Source organism: Pseudomonas paeninsulae (assembly GCF_035621475.1).
Lineage (GTDB): Bacteria > Pseudomonadota > Gammaproteobacteria > Pseudomonadales > Pseudomonadaceae > Aquipseudomonas > Aquipseudomonas paeninsulae.
This window is the reverse complement of record NZ_CP141799.1, coordinates 41,620-62,875: the sequence shown is the minus strand read 5'-3', so window position 1 is coordinate 62,875 and position 21,256 is coordinate 41,620. Positions and strand designations below refer to the sequence as shown.

21 protein-coding genes are annotated in these 21,256 nt (G+C 62.0%); 10 read left to right on the top strand and 11 right to left on the bottom strand.

Annotation, left to right across the window (positions count from 1 at the left end; translation table 11 throughout):
• Positions 1–71: 71 nt before the first annotated feature.
• From VCJ09_RS00290 to prlC, 3 genes are all read right to left on the bottom strand, one after another.
• A complete protein-coding gene (locus VCJ09_RS00290) occupies positions 72–1,133 on the bottom strand; it encodes a PA0069 family radical SAM protein (RefSeq protein ID WP_324732648.1) in 1,062 nt (353 codons plus the stop codon).
• 332 nt (positions 1,134–1,465) lie between these two features.
• A complete protein-coding gene (locus tag VCJ09_RS00285) occupies positions 1,466–1,750 on the bottom strand; it encodes a YheV family putative zinc ribbon protein (protein ID WP_324732647.1) in 285 nt (94 codons plus the stop codon).
• On the bottom strand, positions 1,747–3,831 hold the full coding sequence (gene prlC / locus VCJ09_RS00280) for an oligopeptidase A (RefSeq protein ID WP_324732646.1): 2,085 nt from the start codon (positions 3,829–3,831) through the stop codon (positions 1,747–1,749). The genes VCJ09_RS00285 and prlC overlap by 4 nt, the downstream gene beginning before the upstream one ends.
• 88 nt (positions 3,832–3,919) lie before the next feature.
• Between prlC and VCJ09_RS00275 the strand changes: the two genes are divergently transcribed.
• Together VCJ09_RS00275 and VCJ09_RS00270 are read left to right on the top strand one after the other, a co-directional pair.
• Positions 3,920–4,462 (top strand): gamma carbonic anhydrase family protein, encoded by a 543-nt coding sequence (locus VCJ09_RS00275; RefSeq protein WP_324732645.1) that lies wholly within the window; start codon positions 3,920–3,922, stop codon positions 4,460–4,462.
• A 14-nt stretch (positions 4,463–4,476) separates the two neighbouring features.
• Positions 4,477–5,124, top strand: coding sequence for an HAD family hydrolase (locus VCJ09_RS00270; RefSeq protein ID WP_324734734.1), 648 nt, complete (start codon positions 4,477–4,479; stop codon positions 5,122–5,124).
• Positions 5,125–5,227: 103 nt separating this feature from the next.
• Here the strand turns inward: VCJ09_RS00270 and VCJ09_RS00265 are convergent, their stop codons facing one another.
• The gene (locus VCJ09_RS00265; protein ID WP_324732644.1) at positions 5,228–5,458 is read right to left on the bottom strand and encodes a DUF1161 domain-containing protein; all 231 of its coding nucleotides are present in this window, start codon (positions 5,456–5,458) and stop codon (positions 5,228–5,230) included.
• Positions 5,459–5,765: 307 nt separating this feature from the next.
• A complete protein-coding gene (gene pdxR, locus VCJ09_RS00260; protein WP_324732643.1) occupies positions 5,766–7,223 on the bottom strand; it encodes a MocR-like pyridoxine biosynthesis transcription factor PdxR in 1,458 nt (485 codons plus the stop codon).
• Positions 7,224–7,350: 127 nt separating this feature from the next.
• Here pdxR and VCJ09_RS00255 point away from each other — a divergent pair, with 127 nt between their 5' ends.
• From VCJ09_RS00255 to VCJ09_RS00245, 3 genes are all read left to right on the top strand, one after another.
• On the top strand, positions 7,351–8,406 hold the full coding sequence (locus VCJ09_RS00255) for a TlpA family protein disulfide reductase (RefSeq protein ID WP_407693000.1): 1,056 nt from the start codon (positions 7,351–7,353) through the stop codon (positions 8,404–8,406).
• Between the two features lie 152 nt (positions 8,407–8,558).
• Complete coding sequence (locus tag VCJ09_RS00250; RefSeq protein WP_324732640.1) at positions 8,559–10,514, top strand: protein-disulfide reductase DsbD family protein; 1,956 nt, start codon at positions 8,559–8,561, stop codon at positions 10,512–10,514.
• 15 nt (positions 10,515–10,529) lie between these two features.
• Positions 10,530–11,156: an FMN-dependent NADH-azoreductase gene (locus VCJ09_RS00245; RefSeq protein ID WP_324732639.1), complete on the top strand. Its 627-nt coding sequence runs from the start codon at positions 10,530–10,532 to the stop codon at positions 11,154–11,156.
• Positions 11,157–11,167: 11 nt separating this feature from the next.
• Here the strand turns inward: VCJ09_RS00245 and VCJ09_RS00240 are convergent, their stop codons facing one another.
• Both VCJ09_RS00240 and VCJ09_RS00235 read right to left on the bottom strand, forming a co-directional pair.
• Positions 11,168–12,196 carry an IS30 family transposase gene (locus tag VCJ09_RS00240; protein WP_324730628.1) on the bottom strand — a complete coding sequence of 343 codons (1,029 nt, stop codon included), beginning with the start codon at positions 12,194–12,196 and terminating at the stop codon, positions 11,168–11,170.
• Between the two features lie 228 nt (positions 12,197–12,424).
• Positions 12,425–13,498, bottom strand: coding sequence for an aminopeptidase (locus VCJ09_RS00235; RefSeq protein WP_324732638.1), 1,074 nt, complete (start codon positions 13,496–13,498; stop codon positions 12,425–12,427).
• A gap of 81 nt (positions 13,499–13,579) precedes the next feature.
• On the opposite strand from VCJ09_RS00235, the gene VCJ09_RS00230 reads away from it, so the two are divergent.
• The gene (locus VCJ09_RS00230; protein WP_324732637.1) at positions 13,580–13,993 is read left to right on the top strand and encodes a PA0061/PA0062 family lipoprotein; all 414 of its coding nucleotides are present in this window, start codon (positions 13,580–13,582) and stop codon (positions 13,991–13,993) included.
• A gap of 27 nt (positions 13,994–14,020) precedes the next feature.
• On the opposite strand, the gene VCJ09_RS00225 is transcribed toward VCJ09_RS00230, so the two are convergent.
• From VCJ09_RS00225 to VCJ09_RS00210, 4 genes are all read right to left on the bottom strand, one after another.
• Positions 14,021–14,446 (bottom strand): OsmC family protein, encoded by a 426-nt coding sequence (locus VCJ09_RS00225; RefSeq protein ID WP_324732636.1) that lies wholly within the window; start codon positions 14,444–14,446, stop codon positions 14,021–14,023.
• A gap of 67 nt (positions 14,447–14,513) precedes the next feature.
• Complete coding sequence (locus VCJ09_RS00220) at positions 14,514–15,515, bottom strand: LLM class flavin-dependent oxidoreductase (RefSeq protein ID WP_324732634.1); 1,002 nt, start codon at positions 15,513–15,515, stop codon at positions 14,514–14,516.
• Between the two features lie 246 nt (positions 15,516–15,761).
• Positions 15,762–15,977: a dodecin gene (locus VCJ09_RS00215; RefSeq protein WP_079204136.1), complete on the bottom strand. Its 216-nt coding sequence runs from the start codon at positions 15,975–15,977 to the stop codon at positions 15,762–15,764.
• 105 nt (positions 15,978–16,082) lie between these two features.
• Positions 16,083–16,970 (bottom strand): LysR family transcriptional regulator, encoded by an 888-nt coding sequence (locus VCJ09_RS00210; protein ID WP_324732633.1) that lies wholly within the window; start codon positions 16,968–16,970, stop codon positions 16,083–16,085.
• A 140-nt stretch (positions 16,971–17,110) separates the two neighbouring features.
• Here VCJ09_RS00210 and trpB point away from each other — a divergent pair, with 140 nt between their 5' ends.
• The 4 genes from trpB (at position 17,111) to VCJ09_RS00190 (ending at position 21,134) form a co-directional block, all read left to right on the top strand.
• Positions 17,111–18,322, top strand: coding sequence for a tryptophan synthase subunit beta (trpB, locus tag VCJ09_RS00205; RefSeq protein WP_324732632.1), 1,212 nt, complete (start codon positions 17,111–17,113; stop codon positions 18,320–18,322).
• The gene (trpA, locus tag VCJ09_RS00200; protein WP_324732631.1) at positions 18,319–19,128 is read left to right on the top strand and encodes a tryptophan synthase subunit alpha; all 810 of its coding nucleotides are present in this window, start codon (positions 18,319–18,321) and stop codon (positions 19,126–19,128) included. The genes trpB and trpA overlap by 4 nt, the downstream gene beginning before the upstream one ends.
• A 179-nt stretch (positions 19,129–19,307) precedes the next feature.
• Positions 19,308–20,222 carry a LysR family transcriptional regulator gene (locus VCJ09_RS00195; protein ID WP_324732630.1) on the top strand — a complete coding sequence of 305 codons (915 nt, stop codon included), beginning with the start codon at positions 19,308–19,310 and terminating at the stop codon, positions 20,220–20,222.
• 6 nt (positions 20,223–20,228) lie between these two features.
• Positions 20,229–21,134, top strand: coding sequence for a LysR family transcriptional regulator (locus tag VCJ09_RS00190; RefSeq protein WP_324732629.1), 906 nt, complete (start codon positions 20,229–20,231; stop codon positions 21,132–21,134).
• Positions 21,135–21,256 lie beyond the last annotated feature (122 nt).

The following is a 21,256-nucleotide window of genomic DNA, read 5'->3' as shown; positions in this document are numbered from 1 at the left end:
ACCGAGCAGACCGCAAACGCAGCCATGCGGCCAAGTTTCCACCGTCATCAGCAAACCGCAGCAGCGCTTGCTCAGAGCAGGCTCAGCTGCGCACCCGGCGGGCAGAATTGCGAGCAATCCAGACCCTGGGTGTCACGGCGATCCAGACCCAGTTTGCGACTGGCCAGGCGAAAGCGCTGGGCCAGCAGTTCGGCGAACGGGCCTTCGCCGCGCATGCGACTACCGAAGCGGCTGTCGTAGTTCTTGCCGCCGCGCGACTGGCGAATCAGGCTCATCACATGCACGGCGCGCTCGGGAAAGTGCGCCTGTAGCCATTGCTCGAACAGCTCGGCGATTTCCAGCGGCAGGCGCAGCAGCACATAGCTGGCCGAGCCAGCGCCGGCATCGCGGGCGGCCTCGAGCAGGCGCTCCAGCTCCATGTCGTTGATCATCGGAATCATCGGCGCACAGATCACGCTGACCGGCACACCGGCCTCGTGCAGCGTGCGCATGGCGCGCAAGCGTGCCCCTGGCGAGGCGGCGCGCGGTTCCATGATGCGTTTCAGTTCGTCGTCGAGGGTGGTCAGGCTGAAGGCCACGCTGACCAGGCGCTGACTGGCCAGCTCACTGAGCAGGTCGAGGTCGCGCAGGATCAGCGAGCCCTTGGTGATGATGTGCAGCGGATGCTTGTAGCGCAGGAGAATTTCCAGGGCCTGGCGGGTCAGGCGCTGCTCGCGCTCGATCGGTTGGTAGGCATCGGTATTGATGCCCAGGGCGATTGGCTGTGGCACATAGCCGGGCTTCTGCAACTCTTCCTCGAGACGGCTAGCCAGGTTGGTCTTGGCGATCAGCCGGGTCTCGAAATCGATGCCTGGCGACATATCCCAATAGGCGTGGCTGGGCCGGGCGAAGCAGTAAATGCAGCCGTGTTCGCAGCCACGATAGGGGTTTACCGAACGGTCGAAACCGACATCCGGCGAGTTGTTGCGGGTGATGACGCTCTTGGCGATCTCGCTGCGCACTTCGGTGGCTCGCGACGGCGGCGTCTCGTCCTGAAACCAGCCGTCGTCTTCGGCCACCGAACGGGTCGGCGCGAAGCGGTTATGCGGGTTGCTGGCGGCACCACGACCGCGGGTTGGCAAGAAAATGGACATGGGGCGACTCCGGCAGAATACTGTATATAAATACAGCTATTCTAGCTTGTCACCAAGTGCCAGCCGTCGCCTGCCGGCAGCATCCCCACCCCAGGCCGTAAACCCTATGGCCATGTGCAAGGCCTGCGGCATCGTGGATAAGCACCCGCGCAAACCGCGACAGCCTTCCTCGGATTGTCCAGGTCACCACGCTAGCCGGCATAAGCCTTTCATCGTTCCCACGCTCCAGCGTGGGAACGCAGCCCATAACGCTGCGCGTCAGCTACCAATCCAACACCGGGCAAACCGCGCCGGGGCTTATCCGGCTACTCAACCGTGTAGCCCGCGCGGGTTTACTCCTTGGGCTTCTTCAACTTGGGATTGGGAAAGAACTGCACCGCCTGCACCTTGGGATTGGCCACCTTGGGTTTCAGCGCGCTGATATTGACCCGGGTCGGCAGCTCCTTGGGCACCGAGTTGCCGCGCGCATCCAGGGTGTCGGCGTAGCCGCAGGCCACGCATTCGCGGTGCGGCACGCCGTCTTCGTCCCACATCTGGATCTTGTCCATCTCGCTGCAGGCCGGGCACACGGCGCCGGCGATAAAGCGCTTCTTGGTCACCTTGGGTACGTCGCTCATGCGGCCTCCTGACTCAGGCCCAGATGGCGCAACAGGGCATCGATGCGCGGCTCGCGGCCGCGGAAGTCGACGAACAACAGCATCGGTTCCTGCGAGCCGCCACGGGCGAGGATCGCCTCGCGGAAGGCGCGACCGGTGTCGCTGTTGAACACGCCTTCTTCCTCGAAGCGCGAGAAGGCATCCGCCGAGAGCACTTCAGCCCATTTGTAGCTGTAATAACCGGCGGCGTAACCACCGGCAAAGATGTGCGCGAAGCTGTTGGGGAAGCGGTTGTAGGCCGGCGGACGCAGCACCGAGACTTCGGCGCGGATGCTTTCGAGCACCTCCAGCACATCGCGGCCGTCACCGTGGGTCGCATGCAGTTCGAAGTCGAACAGGCTGAACTCCAGCTGACGCACCATCATCAACCCGGACTGGAAGTTCTTCGCCGCCAGCATCTTGTCCAACAGGTTCTGCGGCAGGGCGTCGCCGGTTTGGTAGTGGCCGGAAATCAGCGCCAGGCCTTCGGGCTCCCAGCACCAGTTCTCCATGAACTGGCTCGGCAGCTCGACCGCGTCCCAGGCCACGCCGTTGATCCCCGAAGCGCCGGCATGCTCGACGCGGGTCAGCAGGTGGTGCAGGCCATGGCCGAACTCGTGGAACAGGGTGGTGACTTCGTCATGGCTCAGCAGCGCCGGCTTATCGCCCACCGCCGGAGTGAAATTGCACACCAGGTTGGCCACCGGGCTGATCAGCCGGCCAGCGGCGTCACGACGCTTGTCGCGGGCGCCGTCCATCCAGGCGCCGCCGCGCTTGTTGGCGCGGGCGTAGAGGTCGAAGAAAAAGCGCCCGACATGCTCGCCGTGCTCCTTGATCTCGAACAGGCGGACATCCGGGTGCCAGGCGTCGAAACCGGACAGTTCCTCGATCTGGATGCCGTAGAGCTTCTCGACGATGGCGAACAGGCCGCTCAGCACCTTGTCGATGGGGAAATAGGCGCGGAGGATTTCCTGGGAAATGCTGTAGCGCTGCTCGCGCAGCTTCTCGCTGTAGTAGCCGACATCCCAGCTTTGCAGGTCGCTGCAGCCTTGCTCGGCGGCGAAGGCTTGCAGCTCGGCCAGATCCTGGGCGGCGAACGGCTTGCTGCGTACCGCCAGGTCACGCAGGAAGTGCAGCACCTGGTCGGTGGACTCGGCCATCTTGCTCGCCAGGCTCAGCTCGGCGTAGCTGGCAAAACCGAGCAACTTGGCCAGTTCCTGGCGCAAGGCGAGGATTTCCAACATCACCGGGCTGTTATCGTGCTGGCCGGCATTCGGCCCCTGATCGGAGGCGCGGGTGCAGTAAGCGGCATACACCTCTTCGCGCAGGGCGCGATCATCGGCGTAGGTCATCACCGCGAAATAGCTGGGGAATTCCAGGCTGATCAGCCAGCCGTCCAGGCCCTTGGCCTCGGCCGCTTGCTGCATCTGCGCCTTGGCCGAATCGGTCAGGCCGGCCAGCGCAGCCTCGCTGCTGACCTGCTTGCTCCAGGCCTGGGTGGCATCCAGCAGCTGGTTGGAGAAGCGGCTGCCCAGCTCGGAGAGCTTGCTCTGAATGGCGCCGAAACGCTGCTTCTCGAGCTCCGGCAGGTCGATGCCGGACAGGTGGAAGTCACGCAGGCTGTGCTCGAGGATGGTCTGCTGGGCGACGTCGAACGTGGCCGCCTCGGGGCTCGCGGCCAAGGCCTGATAGGCCTCGTACAGCACGCGGTTATGACCCAACTCGGTCGAGTACTCGGACAGCTTGGGCAGGCTGGCCTCATAGGCCGCACGCAGCTCGGCGTTATTGCACACCGCATTGAGATGGCTGACCGGGCTCCAGGCGCGGCCGAGGCGATCATTCAATTCGTCGAGCGCCAGCACCAGCCCACTCCAGCTCGGTGTGCCAGACTGTTGCTTGAGCAGTTCGGTAATGGCGGCACGGTTCTCGGCGAGGAGCGTATCCACCGCCGGCTCGACATGCTCCGGGCGGATGACGGAATAGGGTGGCAGGTCGAAGGCTTGCAGCAGCGGGTTGTTGGCGGTCACGATAGGGCACCTGTAACGAAATGGGTTTGAAGCCATGAGCCTGCGCTTGGCAGGGTGGACTCGGCACATATGCCCGTCATCATAATTACAATCACAGCTCACCGCAGCCTAAGAGGTTTCTATCGTGTCGATACGTACATACCAACAGTTCACTCCGCTGCTCGGCGAGCGGGCCTTTGTCGATACTTCCGCCGTGGTGATCGGCGATGTAGAAATCGGCGCCGACAGTTCGATCTGGCCGCTGGTGGTGATCCGTGGCGACATGCACAGCATCCGCATCGGCGAGCGCACCAGCATTCAGGACGGCTGCGTGCTGCACATCACCCACGCAGGGCCCTTCAACCCGCGCGGCTACCCGCTGAATATCGGTGACGATGTGACCATCGGCCACAACGTCACCCTGCACGGCTGCAACATCGCCGACCGGGTGCTGATCGGCATGGGTAGCATCATCATGGATGGCGTGGTGATCGACGCGGAAGTGGTGCTCGGCGCCGGCAGCCTGGTCACCCCCGGCAGCCACCTGGAGAGCGGCTACCTGTACGTCGGCAGCCCGGCGAAAAAAGCCCGCGCGCTGACCGAGAAGGAACGCAGCTACTTCCGCTACAGCGCCGACAACTACGTGCGCCTGAAGGATCAGCACCTGATGGAAGGCTATGCCAGCTGATGAAGCAGGACAGCATGCATTACCAGAACATCCTCTTCGACCTCGACGGCACCCTGACCGACCCGCGTGAAGGGATTACCCGTTCGGTGCAGCATGCGCTGGCGCAGCTGGGCATCGACGAGCCTGACCTGCAGGCGCTGGAGCACTTTATCGGGCCGCCGTTGTTGCAGTGTTTCATGCAGACCTATGCCTTCGACGAGGCGACGGCCTGGCAGGCGGTGCATCACTACCGTGAGCGGTTTCGCGACGTCGGACTGTATGAGAATCGCCTGTTCGATGGCGTGGGCGACCTGCTTGAGCTGTTGCTGACGCAGCAGCGCACCCTGTATATCGCCACCAGCAAGCCGGCGGTATTTGCCGTGGAGATTGCCCGCCACTTCGACTTCTCCCGGCACTTCGAGGTGATCTACGGCAGCGAATTGGACGGCACGCGCACCGACAAGGTCGAGCTGCTTGCCCATCTGCTGGCGCAGGAGCAGCTACCCAAGGACAGGACGCTGATGATCGGCGACCGCAAGCACGACCTGATTGGTGCGCGGCGCAATGGCCTGGATGCGGCAGCTGTTGGCTATGGTTTCGGCAGCCGCGAGGAGTTGCTGGCCGAGGCCCCGACCTATCATTTCGCCAGCCTGGCCGAGTTGCACCAGGCCTTTATCGACTGAAACCCGGCAGGGGCCGGCGCATAGCGCGGATAAGTCAGGCACGTAGCGGCGTAACCCATCGTATGGGCAGCATCGGTATCGCTCCGCTCAACCCAGCCTACAGTCAGCCGTTCTTCTGGTAGATGATCTTCCGGGTGCCACCGTCGCAGCTGCCGACCACCATGTTCTGATCCTGCACCTCGTCGTTGTCCACGATCTCCAGGGTGTAGCTGGAAACGCCAGCGGCCTGGATCTTTACTTCGATTTCCTGCTTCAGTTCCTCGCAGGGCTTGGGCGCCGCCAGGGTCGCGCAGCTAAACAGACCAAGCAGCATGGCCAGGGGGAATTTGTTCATGGCATCGCTCCTTTTGCGTGAACAGACATTACAGGTATTGGACTGGGGCCCGGGTACGCAAGTTCTAGGCGCCGGAAGATAGCGCGAAATTGCAGCTCACTTGACCCGCTATTTGCATAGCTCTTGACCCGTTGTTTACACCGGACTTGTCCAGTACGCCCATTCTCGACTGCTTGAAACTGCCCAAGCCAGTCGGTCGCGACAGGCAAAAACCGGCCAGGAGCGGCCTGTCGTTGCAGGAGGAATCAACCAAGAGTTGGCTTTGAACTCTGCATGTCTATGCCCTCCAGCCTAGCTAGTTGGATCATCAAATAGTTCGTTCAATCAGCAGCCTTAGCTGCTCGCAGTAGCTGTCCAGCTCACTCTCGGGCAGGTTTGTTACGCCGAGTAATAGCCCCGATTGACTCGCGTGCGGTTTGGCATACCACGTTGAGAGTGGCATTGGCGCAAGGTTGAACGCGGCTGCTTGAGCAACAATTGCCGCGTCGTCGACGTTGTCTGGCAGGCGCAACAGCAGTGCCAGCCCGGCCATTGCGTCGGTGACGTTGGAGAGCTGCAGTGCTTGACGCAGCGCATCAAGGCGGCTGCGATAGGTGCGTTTCATGCGCCGCAAGTGCCGCAGGTAATGACCCTTGCGCATAAACTCGGCCAGCGCTAACTGGGTGACGACGGAGGATGCCGGGGCCAGTGCGGCGGCAACGTCGGCAAAGTGATTGGTGTGTTCTAAGGGCACCACTATGAAGCCCATGCGCAAGGCTGGACTAACCGTTTTACTGAAGGTGCCGATGTGAATCACTCGCCCATAGCGATCAAGTGACGCCAGCGCGGGCGCTGCCCGCCCGGACAATTGCAGCTCGCTCAAATAGTCATCTTCAACAATCCAGCTGGCATTGCGCGCCGCCCAATCGAGCAGTTGATGCCGGCGCACTAGCGATAAGGTCATGCCCAGTGGTGCTTGCTGGCCGGCAGTCACCACAGCCAACGCGGCATTCGGGGCTTGAGCAATACCGTCGCTGACGCAAAGCCCTTGTTCATCGACATTCACGGCGATGGGATTGAGGCCGGCCATGCACAAGGCTGTGCGGGTCAGTGGATAACCCGGCTCTTCAACCCAGGCGCTGTTATTTTTCAGGCCAAGTGCATGAATGATCAAGCCTAAGGCACCCGTGTAGCCGTTGGTGATGATCACTTGCGCAGGCGAGCAGCTCAAACCGCGCGCGACGGACAAATAAGCCGCAATCTCGGTGCGCAGTACCAGTTCGCCACGCGGGTCCGGATAACTGACCGAACCGCCGATGGCCGTCTGACGTGCGGCTGCGGAAGTTAACCGGCCCCAGAGTTTGCCAGGAAACACATCCTGCGCTGGCACACCCATCTGAAACATCAACGGCGGCTGACTGAACGGCTGGATAAAGAACTCCGGCAGCGGGCTGCGCAGGTCGCTGGTATCGGCATGACTACCCGCAGGCAACTGGTGCGCCACATACGTACCGGCGGCGCCTTGCGAAACGATGAGTTGCTCATCAATCAGACGTTCGTAGGCAACCCGCACGGTGCCGCGTGCGACGCCCAGTTGAGCGCTGAGATCGCGCCAGGATGGCAGGCGCGCACCGGAATAGAGGCGACCACAGCGAATGGCTGTGCCAATCGCTGTGCTTATTTGCTCGGCAACCGGTACGCCGGCGTGCCGGTCAAGTTCGATATGTAAGTTATGCATGGCTAATGGTCTAGCGTAATGAGTAATTCTTGGGTCTTTATACTGCACCTTTATCGATGGATGATGATAAACATCACCCCGTTAATCATCATCGGTTCGATGCAGGGCAGCAGGTTCGGTTGATCTGTGGCGATCCATCGCGGGGTAATTTTTCAACGACGGCTTCAAGGAGTTCATGGTGCGACTATCAATTTTGTCCAAACCCTACAAGCATTTGGCGGCACTGCTTGTGCTCACCAGTGTTTTTCAGTTTGCCCAGGCGGATAGCAGCTACGACGCCGAAGGTGCCCGCCGGGCGCAAGCTGCCGGAGCGTCGCTGATCGGCAAGCCCGGTCCTGTTGCGGTGCTCAAGACCATTGATGGTGAAGAAATCGATCTGCCGAAGCTGTACGGTAAAAAGCCGGTGTATTTGAAGTTCTGGGCGACCTGGTGCGTGCCTTGTCGGCAGCAGATGCCGGGCTTTGAAAAAATCCAGCAGACGCTGGGCGAGCAGATTGACGTCATCGCCGTGAACACCGGCTTCAGCGATGACCGCGATGCGGTGATGGCTTATCGCAAGGAACTGGGGCTGACCATGCCCATCGTGATTGATGACGGCAGTTTGGCGGCCGACCTCAATCTGCGTGTTACGCCTCAGCATGTATTGATCGACCGCAGCGGTCGCATCAGTTATGTCGGCCATCTGGATGATCAGGCACTGCATGACGCACTGCAGAAAGTGCTGACCTCTGATGCGGAACAACCGGTGCAACCCACCGTAGAAACAGCCGATGCAGCGCCTGTGTTTGCTGTCGGTGAGCAGGTCACTGGCCTGCAAGTGACGAGCAATGATGGTGCAAAAATTGACCTTGGCCAATCAGCAGCGGGCAAGGCCCAGGGGCTGGTGTTCTTTGCGCCCTGGTGCGAGTCCTACCTGGAAGAGAGCCGCCCAAAAACCTCGAAAGACTGTCTGCGAGTCCGCGAAAGTGTTGAGACCCTGCTCGGCCAGAACGATGTGGAATGGCTGGGTATATCGTCCGGTTTGTGGGCAACCGAAGAAGACCTGCTGGATTATCAGAAGACCACGCAAACCAAACTGCCCCTTGTGCTCGATGCCAACGATGCACTGTTTCGCACTTTTGCCATTCGTGAGATTCCGAGCGTGGTGCTGATCGACGCCAAAGGGCGGGTGAGCAAGGTTGTAGGCCCGCGAGACACGCAGCTGCAAGAAGCTGTGCAAGCGCTGCGCTAAAGGTAATCGAGAGCCGGGCTGACGTGAGCGCGTCAGCCCGTTTGCTGTTTTTCTAACTAAAGCCCGAGTTCGCCTTGTCACTCTCCCCGATCAAATCCCTATTGCTAACGCTTTGCCTGTGTTGCACGACGGTGTCCGTAGCAGAACCCGCGATGCCCGGCATGGATGAGGTGTTGATCGCCTCGTCACTGGTTGTCGAAAGCCGGACGCCGGACGCTGGCAGCAGCACCACGCTGGCCATTTATATGCAGCCGCAAGGTGAATGGCATGGCTATTGGAAAGAGCCCGGCGATGCCGGACTGGCGGCCAAGCTGACCTGGCAGCTGCCGGATGGCTTGAGTGTGGGCGATGTGTCCTATCCCGTGCCGCAAAGCCTGTTGGCCGATGGCTTGATGAACCATGTTTACGGGCAGCCCTATGCGCTGCTGGTGCCGTTGAACATTCCTGCCGGTTTGCCTGCAGGCACTGCCTTGCCCATTCGGCTGAATATGCAGTATCTGGCCTGTCGCTACGATGCCTGCGTACCAGAACGCGCCACTTTGCATATCACGCTGACGGTGGGTGATGGCGAAGCTGATGCGGCGCTGCAAAAGCAGTTTGCCCAATGGCGCCAGGCATTGCCTCGGCCGCTTGGCTCGCAAACCAGCTTTACGGTTGAGAACGGTATTTTTCGTTTACTGGTCCCGTTTCCGGCTGCCATGCAGATCGACCAGCCCCACCTGTATTCGGCGACCAAAGATGCCCTTGAAAATGCAGCAGAGCAGCATTTCGAGCGCGACGGTGATGTCCTGGTTGTCGAGACGCAGGCGGGCAAGCAACCCATCGATGCGTTTACCGGCACCTTGTCACTGGGCAATGGCTTGGGCCTTGATGTCGAGGCCGTTGTCGGCGCAGCGCAAAGCAACAGCGAAAGCACGCTGACGCTGACGATGCTCGCGCTGGCCGGGGCGATAGTGGGTGGCTTGTTGCTCAACCTGATGCCGTGCGTATTCCCGATCCTCAGCCTGAAGGCGTTGAGCATTGCACGCTCCGGCAGCAATGCGGCGAATGCACGTGGCGAGGCGATTGCCTATTCGCTGGGCGTTATTCTCGTGTGCCTGCTACTCGGCGGCGTGCTACTGGCTTTACGCGCGGGTGGTGCTCAAGTGGGCTGGGCGTTTCAGTTGCAAGACCAACGGGTGATCCTCGTATTGCTGCTGCTTACCAGCGCGATAGCCTTCAACCTCTCCGGGTTATTCGAGTTGTCCTCGTTAAATGCCGGCTCGGGGTTGGCTGCACGTGAGGGCACAGCGGGTGCGTTCTGGACGGGTGCATTGGCAGCGTTTGTCGCAACGCCCTGTACCGGCCCGTTTATGGCAGCTGCACTGGGCGCGGCGCTGGTCCTGCCAACCGCCGCCGCACTGCTGGTGTTTGCCGGGCTGGGTTTGGGTATCGCTTTACCCTTTCTACTGCTGGGGTTCGTTCCTGCGTTGCAGCGCCGCCTGCCCAAACCCGGGCCGTGGATGCAGATGCTGCGCAACGTACTGGCGGTGCCGATGTTTTTGACCGCCCTCGCCTTGCTCTGGGTACTCAGCCAGCAAGTCACCGCGAGTGCCCTAGTTGCAGTGACCGGTTGCGCCATGCTGCTGGCTTTTGGCTTGTGGGCTACCGGCTTGCGCCAGCGTGTATTCAAGAAGGCTGCCTGGTTGCCAGCGGTTCTGGCCGCCGTGTTGGCATTTGGCCTTGGGCTCACCCAGCTAGGACAAAAGCCCGCGCTTGCTGCACAAAAAACTGATGCAATAGTTTTTGATGAGGCTCGGCTGGGACGCTTGCGCGAGGAAGGCAAGCAGATCTTCCTCTACTTCACTGCTGACTGGTGTGTGACCTGCAAGGTCAATGAGCAGGTGGCGATTGACCGCGATACAACCCATGCGGCATTTGCCGAAGCTGGAGTGGCGGTGATGCGCGGCGACTGGACCAATGGTGACGCGAACATTACGGCGTTTCTTGAACAGTACGATCGCTCGGGTGTGCCGCTGTATCTCTGGTACCAACCGGGCGAAAGCGAACCAAGGATATTGCCGCAGGTACTTACGCCAACGGTATTGATCGAGCAGCTAGCGAATTAAGTACAAGGAGCTTCGATGAAAACTGTTTTGGTCATAAACGCCAGCCCCAACCCAAGCGACTCATATAGCCGGATGTTAACTGAGCGATTTGTTGGGCTGTGGAAACGGCACAACCCGGAGGATACTTTCGTCTTCCGTGAGTTGGGCAATACCGATATTCCTCACGTCAACCAACACTGGGTCAAGGCTGCGTTTACCCCGGAACAGGCGCGCGGCGCCGAGGATCAGCAGGCCATAGCCTTCAGCGATGTGCTGGTCAAAGAGTTGCAAGGGGCTGATGTGATTGTGCTCGGTAGCCCGATGCACAATCTGTCTGTACCGAGCACGCTCAAAGCCTATATTGACCAGGTTATCCGCATGGGTATCACCACCTCGTTGGCGCCTGGTACACCGGGTAGCCCGTATATCGGTCTGCTGAAAAATAAAAAGGCTTACCTGCTTCTAGTGCAAGGAGGCTACGGCTTCGGCAAGGGTGAAATGTATGAGCACATGGATTTCCAGCAGCCCTATTTAAAAGCGATCCTGCAAATGCTCGGGGTGACGGATGTGACGACAGTCAAAATGAACCACACGACCATGAGCAAAGAGTTACGGCTCGATTCATATACCGATGCACAAACACAGGGCGGTTGCAGGAGCTGAGTGCAACACGGTTATTGAATTGAAGCGGGCGCATCATGTTGCATCGTCATCGCTTTTTCCATCATCTCTGACATCACCTCAATTGGGCACTTCCAGTTGAAGCGCTTACGTGGACGAATGTTCAACTCATAAGCGATGGCATCCAGCTGTTCCTGGCTACATACAGACAAGTCCGTGCCCTTGGGCAGATACTGGCGAATCAGGCCATTGATGTTCTCGTTGCTGCCGCGCTGCCAGGGGCTGTGCGGGTCGCAGAAGTAGATTGCCACCCCTGTTTTCTGGGTGATCTCAGCATGCCGGGTCATTTCCCTGCCCTGGTCGTAGGTCATGCTCTTGCGCACAGCCAGCGGCATCCGGTTGAGGGCCGCACTGAAACCCTCAACCGCCGAAGTTGCCGTTGCATCGTTCATCTTGATCAGCATCAGGTAATTGCTACTGCGCTCGTTCAGCGTGCCCACAGCAGAGGCGTTGGCCTTGCCTTTGATCAGATCACCTTCCCAGTGCCCCGGCATCAAGCGGTCTTCAATCTCTGGCGGACGCAGATGGATGCTCACCATCTCCGGGATCTGGTTGCGCCGATCAACGCCCCCTGCACGCGGCCTACGCGTACTCTTGCCCTGGCGCAGGCACTGGATCAGCTCCTTGCGCAGCTCGCCCACAGGCAGGGCATAGACCGCGCTGTAGATCGTCTCGCGGCAAACGTAAGCATCTTCAAAACTGGGAATATCCATGCTGCGCAGCTTGCCGGCAATCTGTTCGGGAGAGAAGTTTTTTCGCAGCAACTCCACCACCAACTCAAGCAGTTCGCTGCCCGGCACTAGCTTCTTTTGCGGGCGACACGCCTCTCGACGTTGACGCATATGCCCCTGGGCCGTAGGTGCGTGATAGATGCCGTTGGAGCCGGTGTTACGTCGCAGTTCACGACTGATCGTGGAGCGGTTGCGACCAAGTGCTTGGGCAATTGCTTGCTGGCTCATGCCATGCAACCGACCCACTTGAATCGTGGCGCGCTCTTCAATGCTGAGTTCGTGATATTCCATTGGGCCGCACCTTACCGGAAAGGTCAGGTGTTGCACTCAGTTTCCGCGGCCGCCCAGGTTGATGCGCTATTTAATTGATCAGTGGTAGACCCGTTCTTGCCGATTTCTGTCAGTGCCCACTGGCAGCTTCGGGTCGGTTTCGCTCAGTCGGGATATGGGGCTGACTGGGCAGATCCAATGCAAGCGACTGGTCAGGTTGAATGCAAATGGGTGGTCAAATCAGTGCAATTACTCAGATAGCGCAGCCAAGGCCTGACTCCGCTCGGCCTCGGACAGTTTGCCCAGGGCGGCGACTCGTTGGTAGAAGCGTGGCCAATCACCGCCGACCTTGGCGAACACGGCGGCGAACGCCGGTACCCACTTGTCGTAGAGGCCGAACGGCAGCAACTTGGCATTGTTCAGCGGCGCCGCGACCCAGGCGTCGTAGCGGCCACGACCGCCCCACTCGCGCTCACGCAGGGCCTGGTACTCCTGGCGCAGACGCTCGAATTCGGCCTGCTTGGCCGCACGCATGGCATCCACCGCCAGGTCGCTGGCATACAGCTGCTCCAGGCGCGCACGGCTAGCCAGCACCAGCGCACTGAACTGTTCGCGCTGCCAGGTTTCGTCCCGGTCGGTAGCCGGGAGGCCCTGCGCCTGTTGCCACTGACGCAGACCTTCGCGCTCGACGAAGGTGGCGAAGGATTCGTTGAACGCGGTGTCGTCGGCCACATACAGTTGCTGGTGGGCCAGTTCGTGGAAGATCACCGCCACCAGGCGTTCATCGTTCCAGCGCAGCATGGTGTTGAGAATCGGGTCGTCGAACCAGCCCAGGGTGGAATAGGCCTCGACCCCAGCCAGGTAGGTGTCCAAACCGCGCTGCTTGAACAGCGCCGCCGCGCCACGGCCGCGGCCCTGGCTGTAGTAGCCGCGATAGGCGACGCAGCCGGCGACGGGAAAGCAGTGCAGCTCGGGCTTGACGGAAAACTCCGCCGTGGCGAACAGGTTCCACACCACGAAAGGCCGCTGGATATCGGCATACAGGCGATAGCTGCGGTTATCCGGCAGGCCCAGCCGCGCACTGGCGAAGTCGCGCGCCTGCTGAGTCAGGATCAGGCGTTGCTGCAGGCCGGGGTCGACCTGCGGGTCACGCAGCAAGGCAGCGACCGGCGTGCTCGCCTGCAGCAACTGCAGCTGACCCCGCGCCAGGTGGCTGTAGTAATCCAGGGTAGTGCAACCACCGAGCAACAGCAGCGCCGCCAGCAGCGGAACCCAGTGCCGGCAGAGGGAGTCGATAAAAGCATGAGCAGTGCGATAGGTCATGCCCAGCAAACTAGCGCATTGCAGCTACTTTCCGCACTATCGGCGTAAGCTGATTGCATAGCGTCAATTTCGGAGACGTCCATGCGTTACCTAGCCCTGATCGTCAGCGCGTTGCTTCTCAGCGCTTGCGCCTCGCCATTGCCACCGCGCGACCCTGGTATGGCCTGGGTCGATCTGTACACCAGCGCCAGCGACCTGTTGATGGCCGAGAAACTCGACGGCAAGCGCCTCAACGACGGCCGTTACTTCCAGATCACCCCTGGCGCCCACGAACTGATCGCACGCTTTCACTTCGAAGTGCAGGGCGGTGGCAATCTGATGGCCGAGCCGATTCAGCGCACCTGTGAGATCCGCGTGCGTTACGACGACTTCGCCGCCGGCCAGCACTACCGGATCGAAGCCAGGACGCTGGCGATGAGCGCCCAGGCCTGGCTCTACGACGAGCAACGTAATGTGCTGGCGCGCGCCAAGGTGCTGCGCTGCGGAATGTTCTAACGGGTAGCGGCGCTCTGCCAATACCGATCAGCTGTCGAGCACGGCTTCCAGGGTGATCTCGGCATTCAGCACCTTGGATACCGGGCAACCATTCTTGGCGGCTTCCACCGCCTGCTCAAAGGCCGCCCGGTCCGCACCCGGAATCTTCGCGCGCAGGCTCAGGTGCACGGCGGTTATGGCGAAGCCGCCGTCGACCTTGTCCAGCGTCACTTCAGCCTTGGTCTCGATGCTTGCGGCGGTCATCCCGGCGTCACCCAATTCCTTGGACAGGGCCATGGAAAAACAACCGGCATGGGCCGCGCCGATCAGCTCTTCGGGGTTGGTGCCCGGCTGATCTTCGAAGCGCGTATTGAAACCGTAGGGGCTTTTCGTCAGCACACCGCTCTGGGTGGAAATAGTGCCTTTGCCGTCTTTGATGCCGCCTTGCCAGTGGGCCGATGCTGTCTTTTTCATCTGAACTCTCCATTGCATAAGGGCTACAGAGTTCAGAGAGCTATAGGCGCGACAAGTTCGCGGTGATTTAGCCGGCACGCACCTGGGCAAGAATCTCGAAGGCGCGCAGGCGGTCGGCGAAATCGTAGAGGTCGCAGGTGAAGATCAGCTCGTCGGCCCCGGTTTGCTCCAGCAGCACCTCCAGGCGCGCGCGGACTATTTCCGGGCCCCCGACCACCGCCATGCCAAAGAAGCTGGCCACGGCCTCTTTTTCGTGGGGCAGCCACAGACCCTGCATGCTCTTGACCGGCGGCTTCTGCACCAGGCTATGGCCACGGATCAGGGCGAGAATGCGCTGGTAGGCCGAGGTTGCCAGGTAGTCTGCTTGCTCATCGCTGTCTGCCGCGATCAACGGCACACCGAGCATCACGTAGGGCTGGTCGAGTACCGCCGAGGGTTTGAAGTGGTTGCGGTAGACCCGAATCGCCTCATGCATGTAGCGCGGCGCGAAGTGCGAGGCGAAGGCGTAGGGCAGACCTTTCTCACCCGCCAACTGGGCGCTGAACAGGCTGGAGCCGAGCAGCCAGATCGGTACATTGGTGCCCGTGCCCGGCATGGCGATGACCCGTTGCTGCGGCGTGCGCGGGCCCAGGTAAGCCTGCAACTCCTCGACATCACGGGGGAAGTCGTCGGCACTACCGGAGCGCTCGCGGCGCAGGGCATGGGCGGTGAATTGGTCGGCGCCTGGCGCACGCCCCAGGCCCAGGTCGATGCGCCCTGGGTACAGGGTGGCGAGGGTGCCGAACTGCTCGGCGATCACCAAAGGCGCGTGGTTGGGTAACATCACCCCGCCGGAGCCGACACGCAGGGTCGAAGTACCCGCAGCCAGGTAGCCCAGCAGCACCGCGGTTGCCGAACTGGCGATACCGTCCATGTTGTGGTGCTCGGCGACCCAGAAGCGGGTGAAGCCGAGGCGCTCGACATGCCGGGCCAGCGCCAGGGAGTTGTGCAGCGCCTGCTCGGGCCCGCCGTCATCGCGGATCGGTGCGAGATCGAGGGTGGAAATCTTGGTCTGTGCTAACGCGCTCATCGGCCCCGCCTGTTTGCTTGCATGGAGTTATCGGCGCATACCTGCGCCAATAACCCAGCGAAAGAGTAGGGCTTACTCTACGGATTGCAGGGACGAACGACCAGCAGGCACTTTTCAGTGCCATAGCCATTGAATGGTAAACAAGCAGGCAACAGCGGCTGCGTAGCATGATTCGGCAAGCCGGCTGCAATCGGGCTACCCACTTGCGGAGACGGTCGCAGTAGGCGGGAGATTTTTCACCACCGCTCAGCTCTCGCTGAGGCGGAAACCAACCTTGAGGGTCACCTGATAGTGACCGACCTTGCCATTTTCGATATGCCCGCGGGTTTCCAAGACTTCGAACCAGTCGAGGTTGCGCACGGACTTGGAGCACTCTTGCAGAGCATTATTGATCGCTTCATCGATGCTGTTTTTCGACGAACCGACGACCTCGATCTTCTTGTAGGTGTGGTGATCAGACATGGCGTTTTCTCCACTGTGGATAAGTAAACGCTAGTCGAGCACGCCGACTTTTGTGACATGTATTTGGTATATCCCGCCAAACTAAACGCGATAGTCAGACGCGGTTCAGCCGTCCAGCTCGCCGCGCAGCCACTCGGCCAAGCGCTGCGCGCGCTTATCCAGGCGTCGCGCGGGCACCCACAAGGCCAGCCGGGCCGGGGTTGCGACGAAGCCCCAGGGCGCGACCAAACGCCCGGCTGCCAGATCGTCGGCGACCAACTGTTGCGGGGCGATGGCCACGCCCAGGCCAGCCGCGGCGGCCTCCAGCAGGTAGTAGAGATGCTCGAAACCCTGGCCCAGCCTGAGCGCACCAGTATCGAGGCCATTGCTCGCCGCCCAACTTGGCCAGGCTTGCGGACGCGAACTGGTGTGCAATAAGGGTTCGCCCAGCAGCACCGCCGCTGGCGCCTGATGCAGGGCGGCGAAGCGCCCATAGCGCGGACTCAAGACCGGTCCGATGTGCTCGACCGCCAGCTCGAACACCTGCATGTCCGCCGGCCAGGGCGGCTCGGCGAACCACAGGGTGGCGTCGACCCCGACACGCCGCGGGTCCAGCTCACCCTCGCTGGCCGAGAGCTGCAGGCGCAACTCCGGCAGTTCGCGATTGAGTCGATCCAGGCGCGGAATGAACCAGCGCGCCAGCAGGCTGCCCGGGCAGGCCAACACGAATGGCGCCTCGGCCTGGCCCTGCTGCAACTCGCTGCAGACCGCCCGCACCCGCTCGAACGCCTCGCTGCTGACATCGCGCAGGCGCAACCCGGCATCTGTGAGTTTAAGGCCACGCCCGTCCTTGGCGAACAAGGCCACGCCGAGGTGCTCTTCCAGTGCCCGAATCTGCCGACTGACCGCGCCATGGGTGACATGCAGCTGCTCGGCTGCCTGACTGACGCTTTGCAGGCGGGCGGCAGCCTCGAACGCACGCAGGGCATTGAGGGGGGGGAGCGCTTGACTCATCTGTGAGTTTTCCTGACAGGTTGCGCCAATCTTATCGCTTTTGTCCTGGGCCACACAGTCTTATCCTGTGGCCATTGTCGCAGGAACCGCAGGACCGCCGCGTCCCGCTCCCAGACGCCCAACACTCCCAGGAGAACGCCATGACTTCTTTCCGCAGCGGCCCCGATGCCAACGGCCTGTTTGGCTCGTTCGGCGGCCAATACGTCGCCGAAACCCTGATGCCGCTGATCCACGAGCTGGCCGCCGAATACGAGAAGGCCAAGCTCGACCCCGAGTTTGCCAAGGAACTGGCCTACTTCCAGCGCGACTACGTCGGCCGGCCGAGCCCGCTGTATTTCGCCGAGCGCCTGACCGAGCATTGCGGCGGGGCGAAGATCTACCTCAAGCGCGAAGAGCTCAATCACACCGGCGCGCACAAGATTAACAACTGCATCGGCCAGGCTCTGCTGGCCCGGCGCATGGGCAAGCAACGCATCATCGCCGAGACCGGCGCCGGCATGCACGGCGTGGCTACCGCCACCGTGGCCGCGCGCTTCGGTCTGGAATGCGTGATCTTCATGGGCACCACCGACATCGATCGCCAGCAGGCCAACGTGTTCCGCATGAAGCTGCTCGGCGCCACCGTCATTCCAGTCGTCGCCGGCACCGGCACCCTGAAGGACGCGATGAACGAAGCGCTACGCGACTGGGTAACCAACGTCGACAACACCTTCTACATGATCGGCACCGTGGCCGGCCCGCACCCGTATCCGGCAATGGTGCGCGACTTCCAGGCGGTGATCGGCACTGAAACCCGCGATCAGATTCTCGCCCAGGAAGGCCGTCTACCCGACAGCCTGGTCGCCTGCATCGGCGGCGGCTCCAACGCCATCGGCCTGTTCCACCCCTTCCTCGACGACAAGGGCATACAAATCATCGGCGTCGAAGCGGCCGGTTACGGCATCGAAACCGGCAAGCATGCTGCCAGCCTCAACGGCGGCGTACCGGGCGTGCTGCACGGCAACCGCACCTTTCTGCTCCAGGACGACGACGGCCAGATCATCGACGCCCACTCGATCTCCGCCGGCCTGGATTACCCCGGCATCGGCCCGGAACACGCCTGGTTGCATGAAGTCGGCCGCGTCGAATACACCTCGGTGACTGACGACGAAGCCCTCGACGCCTTCCACAAGTGCTGCCGCCTGGAAGGCATCATCCCAGCCCTGGAAAGTGCCCATGCCCTGGCCGAAGTATTCAAACGCGCGCCGACGCTACCCAAGGAGCACCTGATGGTGGTCAACCTGTCCGGGCGCGGCGACAAGGACATGCAGACCGTGATGCACCACATGGGCGAACTGGAGAACCAAGCATGAGCCGCCTACAGACGCGCTTTGCCGAACTGAAACAACAGAACCGCGCCGCCCTGGTGACCTTCGTCACCGCCGGCGACCCGAACTACGCCGCCTCCCTGGCGATCCTCAAGGGCCTGCCGGCTGCCGGTGCCGACGTGATCGAACTGGGCATGCCCTTTACCGATCCCATGGCCGATGGCCCCGCGATCCAACTGGCGAATATCCGCGCTCTGGACGGTGGTCAGAACCTGGCCAATACCCTGCAGATGGTTCGTGAGTTTCGCGAGGGCGAGCAAAACACGCCGCTGGTGCTGATGGGCTACTTCAACCCGATCCATCATTACGGGGTCGAGCGCTTTATCGCCGAAGCCGTGAAATCGGGGGTCGACGGCCTGATCGTGGTCGACCTGCCGCCGGAACATAACGCCGACCTGTGCGACCCGGCGCAAGTTGCGGGCCTGGACTTCATCCGCCTGACCACCCCGACCACCGACGATGCGCGCCTGCCCAAGGTGCTTAACGGCAGCTCCGGCTTCGTTTACTACGTCTCGGTGGCGGGCGTCACTGGTGCCGGGGCAGCGACCCTGGAACACGTCGAACAGGCCGTTGCTCGCCTGCGCCGGCATACCGACCTGCCGATCAGCATCGGCTTCGGCATCCGCACCCCGGAACACGCGGCGACCATCGCCCGCCTGGCCGACGGCGTGGTCGTCGGCTCGGCGCTGATCGATCAGATCGCCCATGCCGAGGACAGCGAGCAGGCCGTACAGGGCGTGCTGAGCCTGTGCCGCGACCTGGCCGACGGGGTGCGCAACGCTCGCCTGTAACCCTCGCGCGCCAAGAAAGAAGCCGCTACTGCCACACCGGCATAGCGGCTTTTTTGTGTGTGCAGATCCTGCAGGCGCCAATCAACCCCAGCTTGATTGGCAGATATGCTGAATAACCACGGTCAAAACCCCAGCACTGTTGCCCATAATGGAATGACCAGCCAGCAGGAGACGCGCGAGTGGACAGGTTTCAGGAAATGCAGGTGTTTCTCGCCGTCGCCGAGGAACAGGGTTTTGCCGCTGCCGCCCGCCGTTTACACCTGTCGCCGCCCAGCGTGACCCGCGCGGTGGCGGCCCTCGAAGAGCGCATCGGCACCCTGCTGCTGGCGCGCACCACGCGCAGCGTGCACCTGACCGAAGCGGGCCAGCGTTATGTGGAAGACTGCCGGCGGATTCTCGTCGAGCTGCAAGAGGCCGAGGAATCGGCGGTCGGCAGCCATGCCATCGCTCGTGGTCTGCTGACGCTGACCGCCCCGGTACTGTTCGGCGAACTATTCGTCACCCCGCTGATGGTCGATTACCTCGAGCAGCACCCGGCGGTGACGATCAAGGCCCTGCTGCTCGACCGCGTGGCGAGCATGGTCGACGAAGGCATCGATGTCGCCGTGCGCATCGGCAACCTGCCGGACAGCGGCTTGCACGCCGTGCCGGTCGGCACGGTGCGTCAGGTGGTCTGCGCGGCCCCGGCCTATCTGCAACGGCGCGGCCGGCCAGCGCACCCGCGCGAGCTGCACGCCGCACGCATCGTCCTTGCCGCCAGCAGCAGCTTGCTCACCGATTGGCAGTTCAACACACCCGAAGGGCCGTTGAGCATCCGCCCAGAACCGCGCCTGGTGGTCAGCGCCAACCAGGCCGCGATCAATGCCGCGCAACTGGGCTGGGGCCTGACCCGGGTGCTCTCCTATCAGGTGGCCGCGCAAGTGGCCGCCGGCGAACTGGAGCTGCTGCTGGAACGCTTCGAGCCGCCGCCGCTGCCGATCCACGTGGTCTATCAGGGCGGCCGCCGGGTGCCCGCCAAGGTGCGCAGCTTTGTCGATTATTGCGTCGAGCGCCTGAGCGGCGACGCGGCGCTCAATCCACCGACGGATAGCTGACCGACGATGGACCGCTATCAACAGATGCGCGCATTTCAGGCCGTGGCCGAAGACCTCAGCCTGGCCGCTGCGGCGCGGCGCCTGAACATGTCCGCGCCCACGTTGACCCGCGCCATTGCCTCCCTGGAGCAGCGTCTCGGCACCGCGTTGCTGAGCCGCAGCACCCGTGGCGTAGAGCTGACCGAGGCTGGCCAGCGCTTCGCCCTCGACTGCCAGCGCATCCTGCACGAGCTGGCGGAGGCGGACGAGTCGGCCAGCGGCCTGCACCGGCAACCGCGCGGTCGGCTGACGCTGGCCATGCCGCTGCTGTTTGGTCAGCAGGTGCTGACGCCGATCCTGCTCGACTACCTGGATGCCTACCCCGAGGTGCAGATTCTCGGCCAGTACCTGGACCACGTGCCCAACCTGCACGAGGAAGGGGTGGATGTCGCGATCCAGGTCGGCGAGCTGGCGGACTCGTCGCTGTACGCGCGCAAGATTGGCAGTATCCGCCGGGTGGTCTGCGCCAGCCCGGCGTATCTGGCCGCGCAGGGCGAACCGGAGACGCCGCAGGGCTTGCATGCCCAGCAGATCATTCACTCGAGTGCCGATACGCGTTTGCCGGAGTGGCGCTTCCAGCACAATGGCCAGGCACTGACGGTGAGCCTGCGTCCGCGCCTCAGCTGCGCCACTAGTCAGGCGGCAATTGCGGCGGCCTGCCGGGGTGCCGGCCTGACCCGCTGCACGAGCTATCAGGTTCATGCGCAACTACAAACGGGCCAACTCCGAACGGTACTGACGGCCTTCGAACTGCCCAGCCAGCCAGTCCACCTGGTCTACCGTGAAGGCCGTAGGGCCGCTGCGCGGGTGCGCAGCTTCGTCGACTTTGCGGCAGCTAAATTACGCGAACACCCCGCGCTCACGCCAAGCTGACGACCTCTACGGATTGCCGCAGGTCGTCCCTGATCGGCTCCAGGTGCGTGCCGCACAGCCCGCGACGCAAGGCCGAATAGGCTTACAGTCGCCTCAGGCGTTATTGCGCAAACTGAAACAGT

Excerpts from the sequence above, each read along its gene's own strand:
- VCJ09_RS00265 (WP_324732644.1), bottom strand. The coding sequence starts at position 5,458 with ATGAACAAATTCCCCCTGGCCATGCTGCTTGGTCTGTTTAGCTGCGCG.
- VCJ09_RS00250 (WP_324732640.1), top strand. The coding sequence starts at position 8,559 with ATGCCCGGCATGGATGAGGTGTTGATCGCCTCGTCACTGGTTGTCGAA.
- VCJ09_RS00230 (WP_324732637.1), top strand. The coding sequence starts at position 13,580 with ATGCGTTACCTAGCCCTGATCGTCAGCGCGTTGCTTCTCAGCGCTTGC.
- trpB (WP_324732632.1), top strand. The coding sequence starts at position 17,111 with ATGACTTCTTTCCGCAGCGGCCCCGATGCCAACGGCCTGTTTGGCTCG.
- trpA (WP_324732631.1), top strand. The coding sequence starts at position 18,319 with ATGAGCCGCCTACAGACGCGCTTTGCCGAACTGAAACAACAGAACCGC.
- prlC (WP_324732646.1), bottom strand. The coding sequence starts at position 3,831 with ATGGCTTCAAACCCATTTCGTTACAGGTGCCCTATCGTGACCGCCAAC.
- VCJ09_RS00210 (WP_324732633.1), bottom strand. The coding sequence starts at position 16,970 with ATGAGTCAAGCGCTCCCCCCCCTCAATGCCCTGCGTGCGTTCGAGGCT.
- VCJ09_RS00240 (WP_324730628.1), bottom strand. The coding sequence starts at position 12,196 with ATGGAATATCACGAACTCAGCATTGAAGAGCGCGCCACGATTCAAGTG.
- VCJ09_RS00220 (WP_324732634.1), bottom strand. The coding sequence starts at position 15,515 with ATGAGCGCGTTAGCACAGACCAAGATTTCCACCCTCGATCTCGCACCG.
- VCJ09_RS00245 (WP_324732639.1), top strand. The coding sequence starts at position 10,530 with ATGAAAACTGTTTTGGTCATAAACGCCAGCCCCAACCCAAGCGACTCA.
- VCJ09_RS00285 (WP_324732647.1), bottom strand. The coding sequence starts at position 1,750 with ATGAGCGACGTACCCAAGGTGACCAAGAAGCGCTTTATCGCCGGCGCC.
- VCJ09_RS00235 (WP_324732638.1), bottom strand. The coding sequence starts at position 13,498 with ATGACCTATCGCACTGCTCATGCTTTTATCGACTCCCTCTGCCGGCAC.
- VCJ09_RS00270 (WP_324734734.1), top strand. The coding sequence starts at position 4,477 with ATGCATTACCAGAACATCCTCTTCGACCTCGACGGCACCCTGACCGAC.
- VCJ09_RS00290 (WP_324732648.1), bottom strand. The coding sequence starts at position 1,133 with ATGTCCATTTTCTTGCCAACCCGCGGTCGTGGTGCCGCCAGCAACCCG.
- VCJ09_RS00190 (WP_324732629.1), top strand. The coding sequence starts at position 20,229 with ATGGACCGCTATCAACAGATGCGCGCATTTCAGGCCGTGGCCGAAGAC.
- VCJ09_RS00255 (WP_407693000.1), top strand. The coding sequence starts at position 7,351 with ATGGTGCGACTATCAATTTTGTCCAAACCCTACAAGCATTTGGCGGCA.
- VCJ09_RS00225 (WP_324732636.1), bottom strand. The coding sequence starts at position 14,446 with ATGAAAAAGACAGCATCGGCCCACTGGCAAGGCGGCATCAAAGACGGC.
- VCJ09_RS00215 (WP_079204136.1), bottom strand. The coding sequence starts at position 15,977 with ATGTCTGATCACCACACCTACAAGAAGATCGAGGTCGTCGGTTCGTCG.